We start from the raw sequence: 19,073 nt of genomic DNA, 5'->3' as shown, positions 1-19,073 counted from the left end.
CCATGGCCCGTATCGCGCTTTCTCCCCGCAGCTTCGGTTATCGTTTCAATGCCATCGGCATTGCAGCGGCAAGTGTCATTCTCTTCTGGGCACTGATTGCGATCTTCGCACCGCTGCTGATTCCCTATCCGGTCGGGGATATCGTTGATTTCGACTATTTCGGCCCCATGTCGGAAAAGTTCATCATGGGCACCGACTATCTGGGGCGCGACATCTTCTCACGGATCCTCATGGGTGCGCGCTACACGGTCGGCATCTCCCTGGCATCCGTTCTCATAGCCTGCTTTTCGGGCGTGACGCTGGGCATGTGTGCGGCGGTGGCCGGTGGCTGGTTCGACCAGTGCCTGTCGCGCTTTCTGGATGCATTGATTTCCATACCCAGCAAGCTTTTCGGTCTGGTCATCGTTGCGGCACTTGGTCCTTCCATCCCAATCCTGATCATGACGATGGCGATCATTTACATGCCCGGCTCATACCGCTTTGCCCGTGCGCTCGCGGTCAACATCAACACGATGGATTTTGTGACCGTGGCGCGCGCGCGCGGTGAAGGTGTCTTCTACATCATTCGCGCTGAGATCCTGCCGAACATATTGGGGCCGGTGCTGGCCGATTTCGGGCTGCGCTTCGTCTTCATCGTGCTGCTTCTCTCCGGTCTCTCCTTCCTTGGCCTTGGCGTACAGCCACCCAATGCAGACTGGGGCGCGCTGGTGCGGGAAAACATCGGAGGTCTTTCCTTCGGTGCGCCAGCGGTGATGTTCCCGTCAGTTGCCATCGCGACACTCACCATCAGCGTCAACATGCTGATCGACAATCTGCCGCAGAAAATTCGTGACAGGAGTGCGTGATGGCCAATCTCGTTGAAATACGTGACCTGAAGGTCGAGGCCAAAACCGATACCGGTCGCACCGTCGAGATCATTCGCGGCGTCAGCTTCGATATCGCCGATGGCGAGATCGTCGCCCTGATCGGCGAGAGCGGTTCGGGCAAAACGACCATAGCCTTGACGATGCTGGGCCACACCCGCCCGGGCTGCAAAATCGTCGGGGGCTCCGTACGACTGGGCAGCAACGACATGGCTGCGACCTCTCAAAAAGGATTATCCAAGCTGCGCGGCACGGATGTCGCCTATGTGCCGCAAAGCGCTGCAGCGGCCTTCAATCCCGCACAGCGCATCATGGATCAGGTCATCGAGGTCGTCCGCATTCATGGGCTGATGAGCGATACGGACGCAAAACAGAAAGCTGTCGAGCTGTTTCAAGCGCTGGCTCTGCCCAATGCCGAGACCATCGGTGATCGCTACCCGCACCAGGTCTCCGGAGGGCAATTGCAACGCCTTTCGGCTGCGATGGCGCTGATCGGCAATCCGCGTCTGGTGATCTTCGATGAGCCGACGACGGCGCTTGACGTGACCACCCAGATCGAGGTTCTGCGGGCGTTCAAATCCGTCATGAAGGCGGGTCATCTGGCGGGTGTCTATGTCTCGCATGACCTCGCCGTCGTTGCGCAGATCGCGGACCGGATCGTCGTTCTCAAGGGTGGCGAAATCCAGGAAATCGGCACGACGGACCAGATCATCAACCGCCCCGAGCATCCCTATACGCAGGAATTGCTGGCAGCCTTTAAGCCCCGTATTCATGCAAGTGCCGCCGATGCGAATGCGTCTGCTGGCAAAAAGCCTTTGCTGGAAGCAAAGGGCATCACCGCGGGTTACGGTCCGATCCAGCCAAACGGGCTGCCGCTGGCACTTGCCCTGAAATCGGTCGATATCTCCTTGGAAGAAGGCCGCAATCTCGGCATTATCGGTGAATCCGGCTGCGGCAAATCCACGCTGGCGCGTGCGATCGCAGGTATCCTGCCACCCGTTTCAGGCCACGTCATTTTCGATGGCAGGGAACTGGCCCCCAACGCGCGGGACCGCCAGCGTGAAGAGCTACGCAAATTGCAGATCGTTTTCCAGTTTGCCGATACCGCCCTCAACCCCTCCAAGTCGATTTCCGATATTCTGGAGAGGCCGCTGGCATTTTACTACGACATGGACAGGCGTGCCCGCGAAGCACGCGTGGAGCAATTGCTCGACATGGTGCAACTGCCACGCAACATGAAGTTCCGGCGGCCCGGTGAACTTTCTGGCGGGCAGAAACAGCGCGTCAACCTTGCCCGTGCCCTGGCTGCCAATCCCAAGGTCATTCTCTGCGACGAGATTACCTCCGCGCTGGACACGGTCGTTGCCGCCGCCATCATCGACCTTCTCAAGGAATTGCAGCGCGAGCTAAAACTCTCCTACATCTTCATCAGCCACGATCTCTCGGTGGTTCAGGCAATCTGCGACGAAATCGCTGTGATGTATGCGGGGGAAAAGGTGGAGCAAATGCCGCCATCGGCGATCGGCAACGCCGATGCCCACCCCTACTCCAAGCTTCTGTTTTCGTCCGTTCCCAAGCTCGATACCCACTGGCTGGATAGCCTCGAGCGAGACCCGGAACTGGTGCGCGCCTTTGCCAAGCGTTAAGCGTAGGCACTACATCGGGAACAGGCTGGTCAGCGGCATGTGCGGTTTGACGATCGGTGACTTCAGCACGACGAAGCTGAAATATTTGTCGATGCCGATATCCATGTCGATCAAACGCTCCATGATCGTCTGATATTCGCCGATGCTGCCGGTAACGAATTTGAGCAGATAGTCATAACCACCGGAAACGAGGTGGCATTCGATCACCGAATCCAGCTTTTCGACAGCAGTGAGAAAGCGGGCAAAATCAATCTGCCGGTGGTTCTTCAGTGTCACCTCGGTAAAGACCGTCAGCGTCTGACCGAGCTTGCCGATGTTGATATGCGCGGAATAGCTGGTGATGAACCCTTCAGACTGCAATTTCTTGACGCGCATCAGGCACGGGCTTGGTGAAAGGTTCACCAACTCCGCCAGTTCCACATTGGTGATGCGGCCGTTCTTCTGAAGTTCATGGAGAATCTTGATGTCGATACGGTCAAGCTTCATGGTGCCACATTTCCTGCTGGGTCATCGTGACACAGCATAATATGCGGCAACGCTGGTCGCGCAAGCAAAACCGCCACAATGCCAACATCGCAGAGGCTTGAAATGCGATTTTGGCAGATAGATGCGGCGGGGCCATTCGCTACAGAATAAAATTCTGCCAGAGCCGCGTCCTGCGGCAGGCGCAAAACGACGTGGCTGATAGTATGGGACGCCTACAGGAGAATACCATGCCCGCACCGCTACACCGTATCGAAACCACCCCCGACCTACCCAATGAGGCGGATGTCGTCGTGATCGGCGGCGGCGTTGCAGGTGTGTTTTCCGCCTATTATCTGGCCCAGCGCGGATTGAAGGTGGCACTGGTCGAAAAAGGCCGTGTTGGTGCCGAGCAAAGCAGCCGAAACTGGGGCTGGTGCAGGCAGCAGAATCGCGATGCTCGTGAACTGCCAATGTCCACGCATAGCTTGGCGCTATGGGAACGTTTCGCAGCCGACACCGGTGAAGACACCGGCTTCCGCCGTTGCGGCTTGCTCTATCTCAGCAATAACGAAGCCGAAATCGAAGGTTGGGCGCGGTGGCGCGATTTTGCCCGTACCGTTGGCGTCACCACGCATATGTTGAGTGCAGATGAGGCGAGGCAGCGCGGCAGCGCGACCAACCGCGATTGGAAGGGTGGTGTGTTTTCACCGACGGATGGCATTGCCGACCCGTCTCGGGCAGCACCTGTCGTCGCGCGCGCCATCATGAAGCTTGGTGGAAGCGTGCACCAGATGTGCGCTGCGCGCGGTCTCGAGTTACAGGCTGGACGCGTTTGCGGTGTCGTTACAGAAAAGGGCACGATTGCGACCAAAACCGTGGTGCTGGCGGGCGGCGCCTGGGCCTCTTCCTTCTGCCACCAGCTCGGCATCCGCTTTCCGCAGGCATCGGTTCGATCGTCGATTCTATCCGTCACAGCAGGCGCGCAAGGGCTACCCGACGCGCTGCACACGGCAGATGTTTCCATCACCAGCCGGGTCGATGGCGGCTACACGCTGGCCATCAGCGGCAGGGCACGTGTCGATCCCACACCGCAGCAGCTTCGCTTCTCCCGCGAGTTCGTCCCGATGTTTCTCAAACGCCGGAAAAGCCTGGCCATCGGCGGACTGGAAGGTTGGAAAGCGGGCCATGAGACGTTGAAAAAATGGCGGATGGACGACGTCACCCCGATGGAGAAGAACCGCATTCTCGATCCTAAAACCGACCAGACACAGATCGATGAAACACTCCGCCGCGCTCTGGCGCTGTTGCCGGAGTTGCGAAAGACGACCATGGCCAACAGCTGGGCCGGTTTCATCGATAGCACACCCGACGGCGTCCCAGCCATTGGTGAAGTGGAAACCATCCCTGGCCTCATCCTCGCCGCCGGTTTCAGCGGCCATGGGTTTGGTATCGGCCCCGGCGCGGGACATCTCGTGGCCGATATCGTCAGCGGTGCGCCACCCATAGTCGATCCCGTTCCTTACCGCCCCGCCCGGCTCAACACCTCCGTATGGGGCAAGGTGGCGGAGTTTTAAGCCTTCGAGGTCCGCAACAACCGCAAGGCGTTGAGCGTGACAAGAACGGTCGCGCCAGTGTCTGCGAGAATAGCGGGCCAGAGTCCGGTGATGCCTATGATCGTCGTGATCAGAAACACGGCCTTCAGACCCAGCGACATGGCGATATTCTGGTGGATGTTGCGCATGGTGCGTTTGGACAGATCGACCATGCGGGCGACATCGGCAACGCGACCGTGCAAGATGGCGGCATCGGCCGTCTCCAGCGCGACATCCGTTCCGCCACCCATGGCGATGCCGATATCGGCCGCCGCCAGCGCTGGCGCATCATTGATGCCGTCTCCCACTTTGCCAACGACAAGGCCTTCTGCTTTCAACTCTCCGACAATCCGTTGCTTGTCTTCTGGCATCAGTTCGGCGCGCACGTCGATTCCCAGTGTCTGGCCGATTGCCGTTGCCGTGCGCTTATTATCGCCCGTCAGCATCACGATTCTGATTCCACGCTCTTTCAGCTGAGTGAGACCGGTGATGGCATCGGCACGCGGTTCATCACGCATGGCTATGGCACCGGCCAACCGCTTGCCGACGACGAGAACGGAAACGGTCTTTCCCTCGTCGTTGAGCGCCGTGATGACCTGCTGATGGTGCTCGGAGAGAGCAACACGCTCGCCTGCTGCCCGCGGAGAACCAAGGAATGTTTCCTGCCCCTCAACGACGGCCGTTACCCCCTTGCCGCCCAGCGCCTTGGCGTCGCTGGCCGCTGGAATATCAACGCCGTGTTCGGCAGCCTTGGCAAGAATGGACAAGGCAAGCGGGTGGCTGGACCCTGTTTCGAGGGCGGCTGACAGACGCAAGACGTCCGCTTCTGTGAATTCGAAAGGAACGATGTCGGTAACCTTCGGCTTGCCTTCGGTCAATGTACCGGTCTTGTCCAGCGCAACGGCCGTCAACTTGCCAAGACCTTCCAGAACCGCGCCACCTTTCATCAACAGACCCTGACGCGCACCGGCGGAAAGGGACGCGGCAATGGCAGCTGGCGTGGAAATGACCAATGCGCAAGGGCAACCGATCAGCAGAATGGCAAGGCCTTTGTAGACCCATTCGTCCCATTCACCCCCCATGAAGAGTGGCGGTATGGTCGCCACCAAGGCTGCAACCACAACCACGGCCGGTGTGTAATATCTGGAAAAGCGATCGATGAACCGTTCGGTCGGCGCTTTTTTCTCCTGTGCTTCCTCCACCAGCTTCACCACGCGAGCAATGGTGTTATCCTGCGCCGTGGCGGTCACTTTCACCCGTATGGCACCATCGCCATTCACAGTTCCGGCAAAAACGGTGTCACCGGGCTTTTTATGAACCGGCACGCTTTCCCCCGTTACGGGTGCTTCATCAATGGCGCTTTGGCCAGAAAGGATCGTTCCGTCGGCCGAAATGCGGTCACCGGGACGCACGAGTATAATCGCGCCAAGGGTAAGGCTTTCGGCAGGCACCTCCCGGGTTTTTCCGGCCTCCTCGACAAATGCCGTCTTGGGAACGAGCGCCGCAAGAGACTTGATGCTGTCCCGGGCTTTACCGGCGGCCACACCTTCCAGAAGCTCCCCCACAAGAAACAGGAAGACAACCGCAGCAGCCTCTTCCGTAGCATTGATCACAAGCGCGCCCACGGCGGCGATGGTCATCAGCATTTCAATGGAAAACGGCGTTCCGGCGCGGGCGGCCATAAAAGCACGTCGGGCGATGGGAACGAGACCGACAAGCATCGCGGCGGTGAAAGCGTAGAACTGAATATCCGGGACCAGATGGCCGATCCCATAGGCAACGACCAGCGCCAGACCGGCAAGAATGGTCGCCCGCCCCTTCTTGCTTTTCCACCAAGGGCCATTGCCCGGGCCATGGTCGTGACCATGCAGCCCCTCAACGGCAACCGAAGTCGCAGCAAGGGGCGCGTGACTATGACCATGATGGTCGTGATTGTGACCGTGATCATGGGAGCAACTAGGACCGTGCTCATGCGAGGCCACCGGTGCGCTGGAGCCACCCGCAGGCAATTGCTTGACCTCATAACCAAGCCCGCTCACCTTTTTGCCGATGGCAACCAGATCGCTCCTGTCGTCATGGCTGACGGTCATCGTTCCCGCTGTAACGGACACCGATACATCCTCCACGCCATCCATGCGACGCACCGCAGTGTCGATCTTGGTGGCACAAGAGGCGCAGTCCATGCCCTCTACACGAAATCTGGTCTGCAAAGCCGTGCTCATCAGGTGGTCCTTCTCATCTGTGAGCAAAGCCTTACGACCTATAGCCACTAGAGCTACAAGAGGAAAAACAGTATTTCACGATATAAAATTGGAAAGGACTCCGCGTATGTGCATGGAGCCTGTTTCCAAAAATCTGGCGGGAACCACCGGTTCAGCGTAGCGATGATTGACATCACTCTTAAGTTTTCTTAAAAAATCAACCAGTTCGAGGGGTGCGCTTTTCAGCGCTGAGATGACTTGGTCAAACTCTTATTTACCTGATCCGGGTCATGCCGGCGTAGGAACGGAACAGTCTGCCAATGGTCAAGCTTTTCTCTTCTTCCTTCGTGCGTGATCTCCGTGATGATACATCTGGAGCGAGAGACCCATGGCGAGCTTCCCGACGGCAAACAGCGCTGCAGAGCTTCTGTCGCGTGTACGGCAGCGACGACCACGGGTGCATTGCCTGATGAACACCGTCGTTCAGAAGTTCACCGCTGACGGCATCACCGCTGTCGGCGGCATCCCCTCCATGACCTCTTCGGAAGAGGAAATCGAAAGCTTCGTTTCCAAGGTCGACGCGCTGACCGTCAATCTCGGCACGTTGGATGCCGCGAGACGCAAGGTCATTCGCATTGCCGTGGAGGTCGCAAATGCCGAGGGTAAACCTTGGATCGTAGACCCCGTTCACTGCGATTACTCGCCCTCACGGTTGATGTTTGCGCAGGAACTGATCACCCTTCACCCGACGATCGTCCGCGGCAACGCGGCCGAAATGGCTGTTATCGGCGACATCGGCAAAGCGCTGCGCATACAGACTGGCCCTGAAGATGAGCTGAAGGATGATGGCCGCAAGATCAATATCGTCAACGGCCATCCATGGATGGCGAAGGTGACCGGCACCGGTTGCCTCTCCGGCGGGGTGATCGCCGCTTTTATGGCCGTCGAGCCTGACGCAATGTTGGCGGCCGCAGCGGCGCTCACGGTAACAGGCGTATCGGCGCAGCTTGCCGCCAGACACGCACGCGGTCCCGGTACCTTCGAAGCGGCCTTTCTGGACGCGCTGGATACGGTCAACACCAACGACATTCTGTCCCTTGCAAGGATTGAGCACAATGAGGATTGATTACAGGCTGAACGCTTTGGTGGACGCATCGCTTGCCGATATCGCACCCTTGCCGGAACTTGCAGCCGTTGCGGCACGGCACGGCGCAACGATTATCCAATATCGTGACAAGCAAGCATCGACCCGCGAGATGATTGAACAGGCCAGCCTCATGGTCGAAGCCTTGAAAGGGACAGGCGTTCCTCTTGTCATCAACGACCGTGTTGATGTGGCATTGGCATCCGGCGCAGATGGCGTGCATCTGGGCGCCGACGATATGGATGCGCAGACAGCCCGACGCTTGCTGGGACAGGACGCGATTATCGGCCTGACCGTCAAGAACATGAGCGACGCAGAGCGTGTTGCCCGAGCGCCTGCGGACTATGCTTGCATTGGCGGCGTCTTCGAAACGGTCTCCAAGGTCAACCCAGATACGCCGGTTGGCTTGGAGGGGTTGCGCGACCTCCGCACCTATCTTCGCAACCATCGGCCCGATCTGCAGGTCGGGGCTATCGCTGGCATCACGCTGGAGCGGGTCGAACCCGTTATTCAGGCTGGCGCCGATGGTGTTGCCGTTATTTCTGCACTTTTCCGCGCCGTGGATATTGCGGCAGCAACGGTTGATTTCCGCCACCGGGTGGATGCCGCGCTGGAGGCATCCCGATGACCGCCATTGCCCTGACCATCGCCGGGTCCGACAGCAGCGGGGGGGCCGGGATCCAGGCCGATCTCAAGACATTTTCGGCGCTCGGCGTTTTTGGCGCCACTGTGATAACGGCAATTACGGCACAGAACACGAGAGGCGTGACAGCAGTTGAGGATATCTCAGCAAACATGATCGCCGCACAAATGGACGCCGTTTTCTCAGACCTCGATATCGGGGCTGTGAAGATCGGGATGGTTTCGCGCATCGAGACCATCGAGACGATTGCTGCGGGTTTGCGTCATGCTGGCAAACGGGTCATTTTGGACCCGGTTATGGTGGCGACATCCGGCGATCGTCTCCTGCAGGAAGATGCCGTTGAAAGCCTGCGCAACAGGCTGCTGCCTTTGGCACTCCTGGCCACCCCGAATTTGCCGGAAGCAGCGCTTCTGAGCGATCAACCGGTGGCAACGAACAAGCAGGATGTGATCCGTCAGGCGGAAGCAATCCTGAAGACAGGTGTTGGCGCCGTTTTGATCAAGGGTGGGCATGGCACGGGTTCTGAAAGCGTCGATCTTCTACTGGATGGTGACGACGTGCTGGAATTTTCCATGCCCCGTATCGACACGACCAACGACCACGGCACCGGCTGCACGCTCGCATCGGCCATCACTGCAAATCTGGCTCTTGGATACCCCCTGGCAGACGCGATTGGACTGGCAAAGGATTATCTGCAAGGCGCGCTGGCTGCGGGTCGAAACCTGCATATTGGCCACGGTCACGGGCCTGTGCACCACTTTTACCGCTGGTGGAGTGCCTGATCGTCAGCCTCTTGGCTTGGGGCTGGCCAATGCGTTACGGATGGCGAAACTGGAATGAATGCGCGAAACCCCTGGTAGCTTCGACAGAATAACCTTATGAACCCGCTCGAAATCACCGGCACTTTCCACCTCTACTCGTAGGAAATAGTCGGACCCGCCGGTCATCAGATAGCACTCGCGGATTTCGGGATACCTACGCACGGCGCTTTCGAAACGATTGAGAAAATCCTCTGTCTGCCGATCCAGCGTGATCTGGATGATGACAGAGATGACCTCACCTCCCGCTGCATTTCCCGTCAAGGCCGTATAGCCGCGAATAACACCCTCGCGCTCGAGAATGTCGACCCGACGCAGGCAGGCAGACGGCGACAAACCGACCTCTGCCGCCAGCTTGGCATTGCTGATGCGGGCGTTCAGTCTGAGGACGCGGATGATATGACGATCGGTAGAGTCTAAAGACGACATAAAATCATTCCGTTTTACCACCGAATATTGCGTTGAATCGATATTCTTCGAATGATCGACATATCAAACTGCGAAAATTCGATGATCGTTGCAATAGTCTGTTAGAAAATAACAAGGGAACGATGATGGACATGACAATCAGTCGCCAAAAGGCGAGTGGCGGTGCCAGCGGTTATCTGACCATAGACCTTGGTGCCCTGCGCGACAACTATCTGAAGCTGAGGGCAATGGCCCCTAACGCCGTCACTGGCGCCGTGGTAAAAGCGAACGCCTATGGTCTTGGTGCCGAGGTCGTCGCGCCCGTGCTTTACGATGCGGGTTGCCGCCACTTCTTCGTTGCCCATATCGATGAAGGCATCGCACTGCGCCATCGCATCAGGGGCGATGCTGACATCTTCGTTTTGAACGGGCTCCAGCCCGGCAATGAAGCGTCCTGCGCCGCCATGTCACTGACGCCCGTCATCAACTCGCTGGAACAGCTGGCGCAATGGTCGGCCTATGCAAAAACTCTGGGAAAAACGCTGCGAGCCGCCCTTCAGATCGACACCGGCATGTCGCGACTGGGCATGGCACCGTCTGAAATCGAAGCGCTCCAGACATCGCCTGAACTGCTGGATGGCATCAGAATTGTATTCGTGATGAGCCACCTCGCCTGTGCGGACGAGCCCGACCATGCAGCCAACGGATCGCAGCTCATGGTGATGCGTGAAGCATCGCTGTTGTTTCCGGATGCACCGGTTTGCTTTGCAAATTCCGGCGGCATCTTTCTCGGTGCAGATTATCACAACGCCGTCATGCGCCCCGGCATTGCTCTTTATGGTGGCGCTCCGTCTTCGGCTCGTCCAAACCCGATGAAACCCGTGGTGCGCCTGGATGTCGCGGTTGTGCAGACACGTACCGTCCCAGCCGACACGCTGGTCGGGTATGGCGGCACCCTGCGCACATCGACCGAAACCCGATTGGCCACCATCGCAGCAGGCTATGCAGATGGGCTTCCCCGCGCGCTGAGCAACCGGGGCGCGGCCTATTTCAACGGCGTGCGCCTTCCCATTGCCGGACGTGTGTCGATGGATAGCATCAGCATCGACATCTCGGCATTGCCGGAGGGAACCTTGACGCACGGTAGTCTCGTTCAGATCATCGGGCCCGACCAATCGCTTGAAGAGATTGCCCGGGATGCGGATACAATTGCTTATGAAATTCTGACGGGTCTCGGCCAGCGTTACAGCCGCACTTATATCCAGCCAGAACAGGCTGGCGCAACTGATAGAGGCGAGTGAGAGCATCATGAACATCATCATTCTCGGAGCCGGCGTCGTCGGCGTTACATCGGCATGGTACCTGGCAAAGGCCGGTCATTCGGTGACCGTCATCGATCGCCAGCCTGCGGCGGCACTTGAAACCAGCTTTGCCAATGCAGGTGAAGTTTCGCCGGGCTACTCATCCCCATGGGCAGCCCCCGGCATTCCGGTGAAAGCCTTGAAATGGCTGTTCATGCAGCACTCCCCGCTCATAATCCAGCCTACGCTCGATCCGGCCGCGTTACGGTGGATCAGCCAGATGTTGCGCAACTGCACTGCACAGCGATACGCGATCAACAAAAGCCGCATGGTGCGCATTGCTGAATACAGCCGCGATTGCCTGATGGCTCTGCGCGAAGAAACGGGCATTCAGTATGACCAGCGGACCCAGGGCACGTTGGAGGTATTTCGCACGCAAAAGCAGTTCGATGGCATAGGCAAGGATGTCGCGGTTCTGAAAGCAGGCGGCGTGGCTTATGAAATTCTGGACCGCGAGGGTTGCGCGTCGGTGGAGCCTGGCCTGTCATCCTCCAAGGACAAGATCGTGGGTGGTCTTCGATTGCCCGGCGACGAGACCGGGGATTGTTTCATGTTCACCACAGAGCTGGCAAAGCTTGCCGAGCAGGCGGGTGTAAAGTTCCTTTACGATACCGGCATCACGCGCCCGATCACGGAAGGCAACCGCCTGAAGGCGATCGTGACGACGAAAGGCACCATGGAGGCTGATGTCTTCGTTGGCGCTCTGGGCAGCTACACCCCGAAGTTCGTCGAGCATCTGGGGATAGACCTTCCTGTCTACCCCATAAAAGGCTACTCGATTACGGTGCCGATCATTGATGCGGCGCGCGCGCCCGTTTCGACCGTTATGGACGAGACACATAAAATCGCGATGACCCGTCTGGGTGACCGCATTCGTGTCGGTGGCATGGCCGAGATTGCAGGCTTCAGTAAGAGCCTCCCAGCCAAGCGACAGGCAACGTTGACCCATTCGATAGAGGATCTATTCGGCGGAGCTGGTGATCAGTCACAGGCAAAATTCTGGACCGGGCTGCGCCCTATGACACCGGATGGTACGCCCGTCATAGGCGCCACCCGCTATCAAAACCTTTACCTCAATACGGGTCATGGCACGCTGGGCTGGACCATGGCGTGCGGCTCGGCACGGGTGCTGTCAGATATCGTCAGCGGCAACAAGCCGGAGATCGAGACCGCAGACCTCGCCATCAGCCGTTACGCTGCATGACAAACAAGACTGGATCGGCGGTGATGCAGCGCCACTGAGCCGCCACAATTCATTCAGCGCGGGTTCAGCCTGCGGACGATAAATCTTAACCATTGCGTAACAACTGGCAGACATGCCACCTGGATGGATAAGAAAATGGCCTCTTTCGCAGCTAAAACGCTTCTGGCTTTTGCCGTTTCTGCAACTGCCATGGTCCCATTGAATGCGGCGCATGCCGATGATTGGCGTCACCGCAACCGTGACGCAGCCCTTGTCGGCGGCGTGCTGGGTCTCGCGGCTGGCGTGGCGGTCGGGTCAGCGCTGGCCCAGCCTCGGTATTCCGATGAACCCGTCTATGTCGACCCGCCTGTACGCCGTTATCCCGCGTATCAGCCCAGCTATGTCTATAGCCAGCCGGACGACGATTATTATCGCCCTGCCCCACGCCCGGTCTACCGCGCGCAGCCGGTTTACGACACACGCCCCGCTTACCAGCCACGCCCCGTCTATCGCACTGCGGAGCCGTGGACGCGGGCTTGGTTTAACTACTGCTCGCAGCGTTATGGCAGCTTCAATTCACGCACGGGAACGTATCTGGGTTACGACGGCCAGAACCACTTCTGCGTGGCCGGTTAATCGGTAAATCCTGAAAATCAGGCCGTGCGGCATCATCCCTTTCGGGTGAAGTCCGCACGGTTGATGTTGTGGCGTTGCAGCTTGTCGTAAAAGGTTTTGCGCGCGATGCCCAACGCACCAATCGTGGTGGTGACATCACCATCGCATTTCTCCAGCGTCTCCCGAATGATCCGCGCCTCGTGCCTGTCCATCTTTTCTGCGAGCGTTCCGACCACAAGGTTCTCGTCGGAATCCAGAAGTCTGTGAGATGCGACGCCCTCCAGGCCCAACACGACCCGCTCTGCAAAATGTCCAAGTTCCCGGACGTTTCCCGGCCAGTCGTGATCATTCAGATGCCTGGAAACGAATGACGTCATCGATGGTATCGGCATGCCAAAACGGCTGGATGCTTTTCTCAGAAAATGCGAAAACAGCAGCGGAATGTCGGCCCGGCGTTCGCGAAGGGGTGGTATGGAGAGCGTAACGACATTCAGGCGATAATAGAGGTCATCGCGAAAGTCGCCGCGTTGCGCGGGATCGCCAAGATCGACCTTGGCAGCCGCAACGACGCGAAGATCGACCGACCTCTCTTCGTTGGAGCCGACCGGTGAGACCTGACGCATTTCCAAGACGCGCAACATTCTGACCTGAACAGCGGGTGGCATGCTCTCGATTTCGTCAAGAAACAGCGTGCCGCCGCTGGAGTGCTCGATGCGACCGATCCGCTTTTTCTGAGCACCGGTGAAGGCTCCGGCCTCATGACCGAACAATTCGCTTTCGATCACTGTTTCGGGCAGCGCGCCGCAGTTCAGCGCGACAAAATTGCCGTTGACCCGCCGTTTGCTCCACCGGTGCAGGGCGGTTGCGACCACTTCCTTCCCGCTTCCCGTTTCGCCAGCCACGAGAACATCGACATCCGTATCGGCAATGTGGCGCAGCGTATTGCGCAGGCGCTCCATGGCGGGCGTCTGGCCGATGAGCGGAAGATCATCCTGTACCTCGGCGGCATTGCGGCGCAAGGCTCGGTTGTCCATGACAAGCCGACGTTTCTCAAGCGCGCGGCGCGCACTCTCGACCATTCGCTCTGCCGGAAACGGCTTGGATATGAAATCATAGGCCCCACTTTGCAGCGCTGCCACCGCCATGGGAACATCACCGTGACCGGTCATCAGAATGACAGGCAAATCAGGGTCGATCTGCCGTACACGCTCGAACAGTTGCAGACCATCCATTCCGGGCATTCGCACATCGGTGATGACAACCCCGTCAGACGCATCGGAAAGAGCGTCCAATGCCTGCTCGGCCCGAGAGAACGGCATCACGGTCATGCCGTCAAGCTCGAGTGTCTGCCGCATGGCCTTGCGAAGCTGGGAGTCGTCATCCACGAGAAAGATCGTTCCGTCGGTCATCTTGTTACACTCGCTTCAGATAAACAGAAAACCGGGTGCCATCTTCACCCGTCTCGACCTCGATCCGCCCGCCATAATCGGAGGCGATGTCCCGGGAGATGACCAGACCAAGTCCAAGCCCACCCTCCTTCGACGTATTGAATGGCGAAAACAATTGCTGTTGGATGTCGTGCGCGATGCCGGGGCCGTTATCGGCAATCGACACCACGACCTCATTGTCCGCCTCCTCGACGCGGACCACGACTTGGCCATCACGCCTGTCTTCAACCGCCTCCAAGGCATTTTGCAGAAGGTTGATGAGGATCTGCTCCAGCCGGATTCGGCTTCCCGATACCATCATATCTTCAGCGGGCGGTTCGATATCCAGCGCATCCATGCGTCCGGCAAAGCGGCTGCGCAGCAGCATCACGGCACCCTCTATCACGAGACGAATGCTGACCGGCTCGGCGGCAGTCCGCCCTTTTCGCGCCAGTATTTTCAGATCACTGGTGATAACGCCGATCCGCTCCGTCAAAGATGCAATGCTTTCAAGGTTTTCGTCGGCATCCTGCTTGCGATCGCGTCTGAGAAACACGCGCGCATTGTCCGCAAAAGCCCTGATGGTCGCAACCGGCTGGTTGATCTCATGCGCAACGCCTGCGGCCACCTGCCCGAGAATAGACAGGCGGTTGGCTTTGACCAATTCGTGCTGCACGCTTTGCAGTTCTTCGGTCGTCTGCTCATGCCGGATGATTTCCGCCTGAAGCCGGTCCCGCGCCATGGTCAGATCTATGGTCCGTTCCTGAACACGGCGTTCAAGCTCCGTGCGATCATGTTCGGCGGCAGCACGCTCACGTGCCGCCTTTTGTCTGCGCCACATCCAGATGGCGGAAAAAGCAATCAGCGGCATAAGGCTTGCCGCAGCAATCGTTCGCATCTCGCGAATGGCAGCATTCGTGGTTGCGGCGATCGGCTGCAAATAGTGAAGCGACCACGCGGTCGTTGCTATCGGAAGCTCCAGCCTCAGATATTCACCCTTGAGTTTGGCAGGGGTATCGACATCGACGATCACGACATGGTCACCGAGATTATGAACGACACGCATCGGCAACGGAGACAGCTTCTCGTCACCGAACTGCAAACTGTCTGCAATCGATTGCCTCCGCGCTTGCTCGATCGGCGCTACGGTTGTGAACCGCCATTCTGGAATGCTGGTCATCAAGACAACGCCATTTGCATCGACCGTAAAGACGGGTCTGCCGCCGATGCTCCAGTCTGCTTCCAGGCGGTTGAATTCGACCTTTGCGATCACGACCCCCAGTGCCTGTCCTTGTGCCGTGTCCACCCGTCTGGAGATGTAAAGTCCGGGCTTTCGGCTGACATTGCCCAGCGCATAATGCTCGGACGCGCCACTGCGCATGGCACCCTGGAAATATTCGCGAAACGCGTAGTTGGACCCGACGAAACTTTCCTGGCTTTGCCAATTGCTCGACGCGACCGTCACACCATCCTTGTCGACCACGTAGATGACCGAGGCCTGCGTGCCTTCGATCAGACCTTCGAGCTTGCGATCCAACCGCTCGATGGACGGTCCGCCTGCTTCCAGAGCTTCCATGAGATCCTTGTCACGCGACAAGACGAGCGGAAGGACGCGCGGGCGTTCCAGCGCCACGTTAAGAAGCGCGGATTTCAGTTCGGCATCGGTGGTTGCGGTGGCCGCAAGCGTTTTCATTGCCTTGATGCGACCGACCTTATCGGCGGCTGTAAAGGCGCCGATGGCAATGATGATCCACATCGCTATGAAAGCGATCCAGCGCATACGGGATGTGTCGAAGTCTTGTGACATCAGCTTTTCTCACCGAAGCCATCATTGTGCGGATTTCTACACAAATAACAAGAAAATCCGCGCGAAAATCTGCACGTTTGGATCTAGTCGTAAAAACTCTTAAAATATTATTGAGCTTTATCAATGTGTTGTTCAGAGGATAGGAGCTTGGCACGCGAATTGCTGACAGTGTTTCCAACGGTCATGGACCGTGGAACCAAGAACGGCAGACCCGGGAGGCCGCACGGCAGGGTCCAGTCCGAGGAGGACTAACATGATTGATAGCAACACCGTGGCCGACAGCCACGTTAAACTTCCATTTTATCGGCATCTTTATTTTCAAGTTATCGTCGCCATCGGCGCAGGCATTGCTCTGGGTCACTTTTCGCCTGGCATTGGTGAGCAGATGAAGCCCCTTGGCGACGGATTTATCCGTCTCGTCAAGATGATTATCGCACCCGTTATCTTTCTCACCGTCGCAACCGGCATTGCCGGCATGAATGACATGAAAAAGGTTGGTCGCGTTGCCGGTAAGGCGATGATTTACTTTCTGACCTTCTCGACACTGGCGCTGATCGTCGGCTTGATCGTTGCCAACGTCGTTCAGCCCGGTGCTGGCATGAACATCGACCCTGCGTCGCTGGATGGCAGCGCAGTCGCGACCTATGCCGCGAAAGCTCACGAACAGTCGATCACCGGCTTCTTGATGAACATCATTCCGACGACAATCGTCGGTGCCTTCGCCGATGGTGACATTCTTCAGGTCCTATTTTTCTCGGTCTTGTTCGGTATTGCGCTTGGTGTCGTCGGAGATCGCGGCAAGCCTGTCGTCGACTTCATGCATGCGCTGATGTATCCGATCTTCAAACTGGTCGCGATCCTGATGAAGGCCGCGCCAATCGGCGCATTCGGGGCCATGGCGTTCACCATTGGCAAGTACGGCATTTCGTCCGTAACGAACCTCGCCACGTTGATCGGCACCTTCTATTTCACCTCGTTCTTCTTCGTGCTGGTCATTCTGGGCGCAGTCTGCCGTTACAACGGCTTCTCGATCCTTGCGCTGATCCGATATATCAAGGAAGAGCTTTTGCTCGTTCTCGGAACATCGTCTTCGGAAGCCGCTCTGCCTGGCCTGATGAGCAAAATGGAAAAAGCAGGCTGCAAGCGCTCGGTCGTCGGTCTCGTCATTCCAACCGGTTACTCGTTCAATCTTGACGGCACCAATATCTATATGACGCTGGCAGCCCTCTTCATTGCGCAGGCGACAGGAATCCATCTTTCTTGGGGTGAGCAAATTCTTTTGCTGCTGGTGGCCATGCTGAGCTCAAAGGGCGCAGCGGGCATCACGGGTGCAGGCTTCATCACGCTGGCCGCGACATTGTCCGTCGTGCCATCCGTACCTGTCGCCGGTATGGCCCTCATTCTCGGTATCGACCGTTTCATGTCGGAATGCCGAGCATTGACGAACTTCGTCGGCAACGCAGTTGCGACCATCGTCGTGGCCCGCTGGGAAGGTGAGTTGGATGAAGCACAGCTCGCCCTGATGCTGAGTGGTGAGAAGACCACCGACATTGGCGACCTTCCACCCGCAACGGTGCAACCAGCCGAATAAGCCAGAAACACGCTTCGAAGACAAAAGTCCGCCCGGGAAACCGGGTGGGCTTTTTTTGATGTCCATAACATCAGATGCTCGCGCTTGCCCCTTAAGCCCGTTTGGCGAAGACAGATTTCTATAAACCGAACGAACATTGAAATCCCTTCGCTCTTCGCGATGTCCTCGCACTGATACCGTCTCCACGGAGCATTGAAGCTTGCGGAGATGGAAAAAATGACTGCGACGGTGACCTACCTACAGGAAGAAACCGAGAAGGCTGCATTCGATTCTGCCGAACTGAGAGTTGCAATGCGCTCTCTGGCTGGCGGTGTTTCGGTTATCACGGCTGGCACCGGTGCGAACCGTACCGGAGCAACCGTCACCTCTGCGACGGCACTGTCCATGGATCCCGCAACCATGATCGTAAACGTCAACAAGTCGTCGTCGACCTGGCCGATCATCGCTCGCTATAATCATTTCTGCGTTAACATTTTATCGGCAGAACAGCAGGATGTCGCTGCGCGTTTTGCAGGCGTCGGGGGCGTGAAAGGAGCGGAGCGGTATCTGGGATCAGAGTGGTTCACGCTTGAAAGCGGAGCCTACGCCCTGAAAGATGCGCTGGCCGCCATCGACTGCGCTGTTGAAGACGTCATCGAACGTCATACCCATGCGATCATTGTCGGGCGGGTGTTGGCGGTCGAGCAGGGCAGCGGCTTGCCATTGGTATACCATAATGGGCAATACGCACAGCTCAGCTAGACATCCCCGGTTTCACAAGGGAATGGCACGCTGAATCAGGCTGTCCGTCCGGCAACCGCAACGCCTGTATTGGACGCGAATTGCTCCAGTGTCATCGTGTCCAGAACGGATGCCATCGCGTCTCTTACGTCTGTCATGGAACGGCGGACCTGACAGGTCGCTGGATCATCACAGTCTTCGCAGGCTTCGAATGCCGAGCGACTGGCGCAGCGTATCGGCGCTAAAGGGCCATCCAGTGCGCGAATGACTTGACCGATGTAGATATCGGATGCCGCCTTTGACAGCGCATAACCGCCGCCGGGGCCCTTCTTGGAACGCAGCATGCCCTCATTGCGCAATTCCAGCAAAATGGAATCCAGAAATTTTTTGGGAATGTTGTTGCGGGCGGCGATATCGCTGACGAAAGCCGTTTCGCCCTGGGCGAGGCTCGCCAGATCGATCATGGCTTTCAGCCCGTACTTTCCCTTTTTCGTCAGCATTACACTCTTTCGCGCTTAAGGATATCACAGCACATATCCCGCCTCACATGAACTTTCAATGAATTACAAGGTCTGTCTGGAGAACTGTG

Annotated in this window: 17 protein-coding genes and 1 riboswitch; of the genes, 11 read left to right on the top strand and 6 right to left on the bottom strand. The window is 57.8% G+C overall.

The genetic code is table 11. The annotated features are described in order from the left end of the window. Positions 1-2: 2 nt before the first annotated feature. A complete protein-coding gene (locus tag GGQ73_RS06805; RefSeq protein WP_183894988.1) occupies positions 3-845 on the top strand; it encodes an ABC transporter permease in 843 nt (280 codons plus the stop codon). Beyond that, a complete protein-coding gene (locus tag GGQ73_RS06800; protein WP_183894986.1) occupies positions 845-2,509 on the top strand; it encodes an ABC transporter ATP-binding protein in 1,665 nt (554 codons plus the stop codon). Before GGQ73_RS06805 ends, GGQ73_RS06800 begins: the two co-directional genes overlap by 1 nt. Positions 2,510-2,518: 9 nt before the next feature. Here GGQ73_RS06800 and GGQ73_RS06795 read toward each other — a convergent pair whose 3' ends face one another. Further along, positions 2,519-2,995, bottom strand: coding sequence for an Lrp/AsnC family transcriptional regulator (locus tag GGQ73_RS06795; RefSeq protein WP_174155533.1), 477 nt, complete (start codon positions 2,993-2,995; stop codon positions 2,519-2,521). Between the two features lie 227 nt (positions 2,996-3,222). Between GGQ73_RS06795 and GGQ73_RS06790 the strand changes: the two genes are divergently transcribed. Continuing rightward, positions 3,223-4,548, top strand: a complete 1,326-nt coding sequence (locus GGQ73_RS06790; RefSeq protein WP_183894984.1) for an NAD(P)/FAD-dependent oxidoreductase — start codon at positions 3,223-3,225, stop codon at positions 4,546-4,548. Here the strand turns inward: GGQ73_RS06790 and GGQ73_RS06785 are convergent. Beyond that, the gene (locus GGQ73_RS06785; RefSeq protein ID WP_183894982.1) at positions 4,545-6,788 is read right to left on the bottom strand and encodes a heavy metal translocating P-type ATPase; all 2,244 of its coding nucleotides are present in this window, start codon (positions 6,786-6,788) and stop codon (positions 4,545-4,547) included. The genes GGQ73_RS06790 and GGQ73_RS06785 overlap by 4 nt on opposite strands. Before the next feature lie 198 nt (positions 6,789-6,986). After that, positions 6,987-7,090, top strand: a riboswitch (TPP riboswitch). A 65-nt stretch (positions 7,091-7,155) separates the two neighbouring features. On the opposite strand from GGQ73_RS06785, the gene GGQ73_RS06780 reads away from it, so the two are divergent. The 3 genes from GGQ73_RS06780 to thiD are packed head-to-tail and all read left to right on the top strand — an operon-like array spanning position 7,156 to position 9,336. Further along, positions 7,156-7,893, top strand: coding sequence for a hydroxyethylthiazole kinase (locus GGQ73_RS06780; RefSeq protein ID WP_183894981.1), 738 nt, complete (start codon positions 7,156-7,158; stop codon positions 7,891-7,893). Beyond that, on the top strand, positions 7,883-8,539 hold the full coding sequence (thiE, locus tag GGQ73_RS06775) for a thiamine phosphate synthase (RefSeq protein WP_183894979.1): 657 nt from the start codon (positions 7,883-7,885) through the stop codon (positions 8,537-8,539). Before GGQ73_RS06780 ends, thiE begins: the two co-directional genes overlap by 11 nt. After that, positions 8,536-9,336 carry a bifunctional hydroxymethylpyrimidine kinase/phosphomethylpyrimidine kinase gene (gene thiD / locus GGQ73_RS06770; protein ID WP_174155538.1) on the top strand — a complete coding sequence of 267 codons (801 nt, stop codon included), beginning with the start codon at positions 8,536-8,538 and terminating at the stop codon, positions 9,334-9,336. Before thiE ends, thiD begins: the two co-directional genes overlap by 4 nt. A gap of 3 nt (positions 9,337-9,339) precedes the next feature. Here thiD and GGQ73_RS06765 read toward each other — a convergent pair whose 3' ends face one another. Then, positions 9,340-9,801: an Lrp/AsnC family transcriptional regulator gene (locus GGQ73_RS06765; RefSeq protein ID WP_183894977.1), complete on the bottom strand. Its 462-nt coding sequence runs from the start codon at positions 9,799-9,801 to the stop codon at positions 9,340-9,342. A 125-nt stretch (positions 9,802-9,926) separates the two neighbouring features. Between GGQ73_RS06765 and alr the strand changes: the two genes are divergently transcribed. From alr to GGQ73_RS06750, 3 genes are all read left to right on the top strand, one after another. Next, a complete protein-coding gene (gene alr / locus GGQ73_RS06760; protein ID WP_183894975.1) occupies positions 9,927-11,081 on the top strand; it encodes an alanine racemase in 1,155 nt (384 codons plus the stop codon). 7 nt (positions 11,082-11,088) lie between these two features. Further along, positions 11,089-12,345: a D-amino acid dehydrogenase gene (locus tag GGQ73_RS06755; protein WP_183894973.1), complete on the top strand. Its 1,257-nt coding sequence runs from the start codon at positions 11,089-11,091 to the stop codon at positions 12,343-12,345. Positions 12,346-12,480: 135 nt separating this feature from the next. Further along, entirely contained in the window at positions 12,481-12,960 is a 480-nt protein-coding gene (locus GGQ73_RS06750; RefSeq protein ID WP_183894971.1) for a BA14K family protein, read from the top strand. A 32-nt stretch (positions 12,961-12,992) separates the two neighbouring features. Here the strand turns inward: GGQ73_RS06750 and GGQ73_RS06745 are convergent, their stop codons facing one another. Further along, on the bottom strand, positions 12,993-14,348 hold the full coding sequence (locus GGQ73_RS06745) for a sigma-54-dependent transcriptional regulator (RefSeq protein ID WP_183894969.1): 1,356 nt from the start codon (positions 14,346-14,348) through the stop codon (positions 12,993-12,995). Between the two features lie 4 nt (positions 14,349-14,352). Then, positions 14,353-16,173, bottom strand: a complete 1,821-nt coding sequence (locus tag GGQ73_RS06740) for an ATP-binding protein (protein WP_234910907.1) — start codon at positions 16,171-16,173, stop codon at positions 14,353-14,355. A gap of 253 nt (positions 16,174-16,426) precedes the next feature. Here GGQ73_RS06740 and GGQ73_RS06735 point away from each other — a divergent pair, with 253 nt between their 5' ends. Further along, positions 16,427-17,764 carry a dicarboxylate/amino acid:cation symporter gene (locus GGQ73_RS06735; protein ID WP_183894967.1) on the top strand — a complete coding sequence of 446 codons (1,338 nt, stop codon included), beginning with the start codon at positions 16,427-16,429 and terminating at the stop codon, positions 17,762-17,764. A 216-nt stretch (positions 17,765-17,980) separates the two neighbouring features. Beyond that, entirely contained in the window at positions 17,981-18,505 is a 525-nt protein-coding gene (locus tag GGQ73_RS06730) for a flavin reductase family protein (RefSeq protein WP_183894965.1), read from the top strand. A 35-nt stretch (positions 18,506-18,540) separates the two neighbouring features. Here the strand turns inward: GGQ73_RS06730 and GGQ73_RS06725 are convergent, their stop codons facing one another. Beyond that, positions 18,541-18,984: an RrF2 family transcriptional regulator gene (locus tag GGQ73_RS06725; RefSeq protein ID WP_174155546.1), complete on the bottom strand. Its 444-nt coding sequence runs from the start codon at positions 18,982-18,984 to the stop codon at positions 18,541-18,543. Between the last annotated feature and the right edge of the window lie 89 nt (positions 18,985-19,073).

It is taken from the genome of Rhizobium skierniewicense, from assembly GCF_014196515.1.
Lineage (GTDB): Bacteria > Pseudomonadota > Alphaproteobacteria > Rhizobiales > Rhizobiaceae > Agrobacterium > Agrobacterium skierniewicense.
This window is presented reverse-complemented; position numbering and strand designations above follow the sequence as displayed.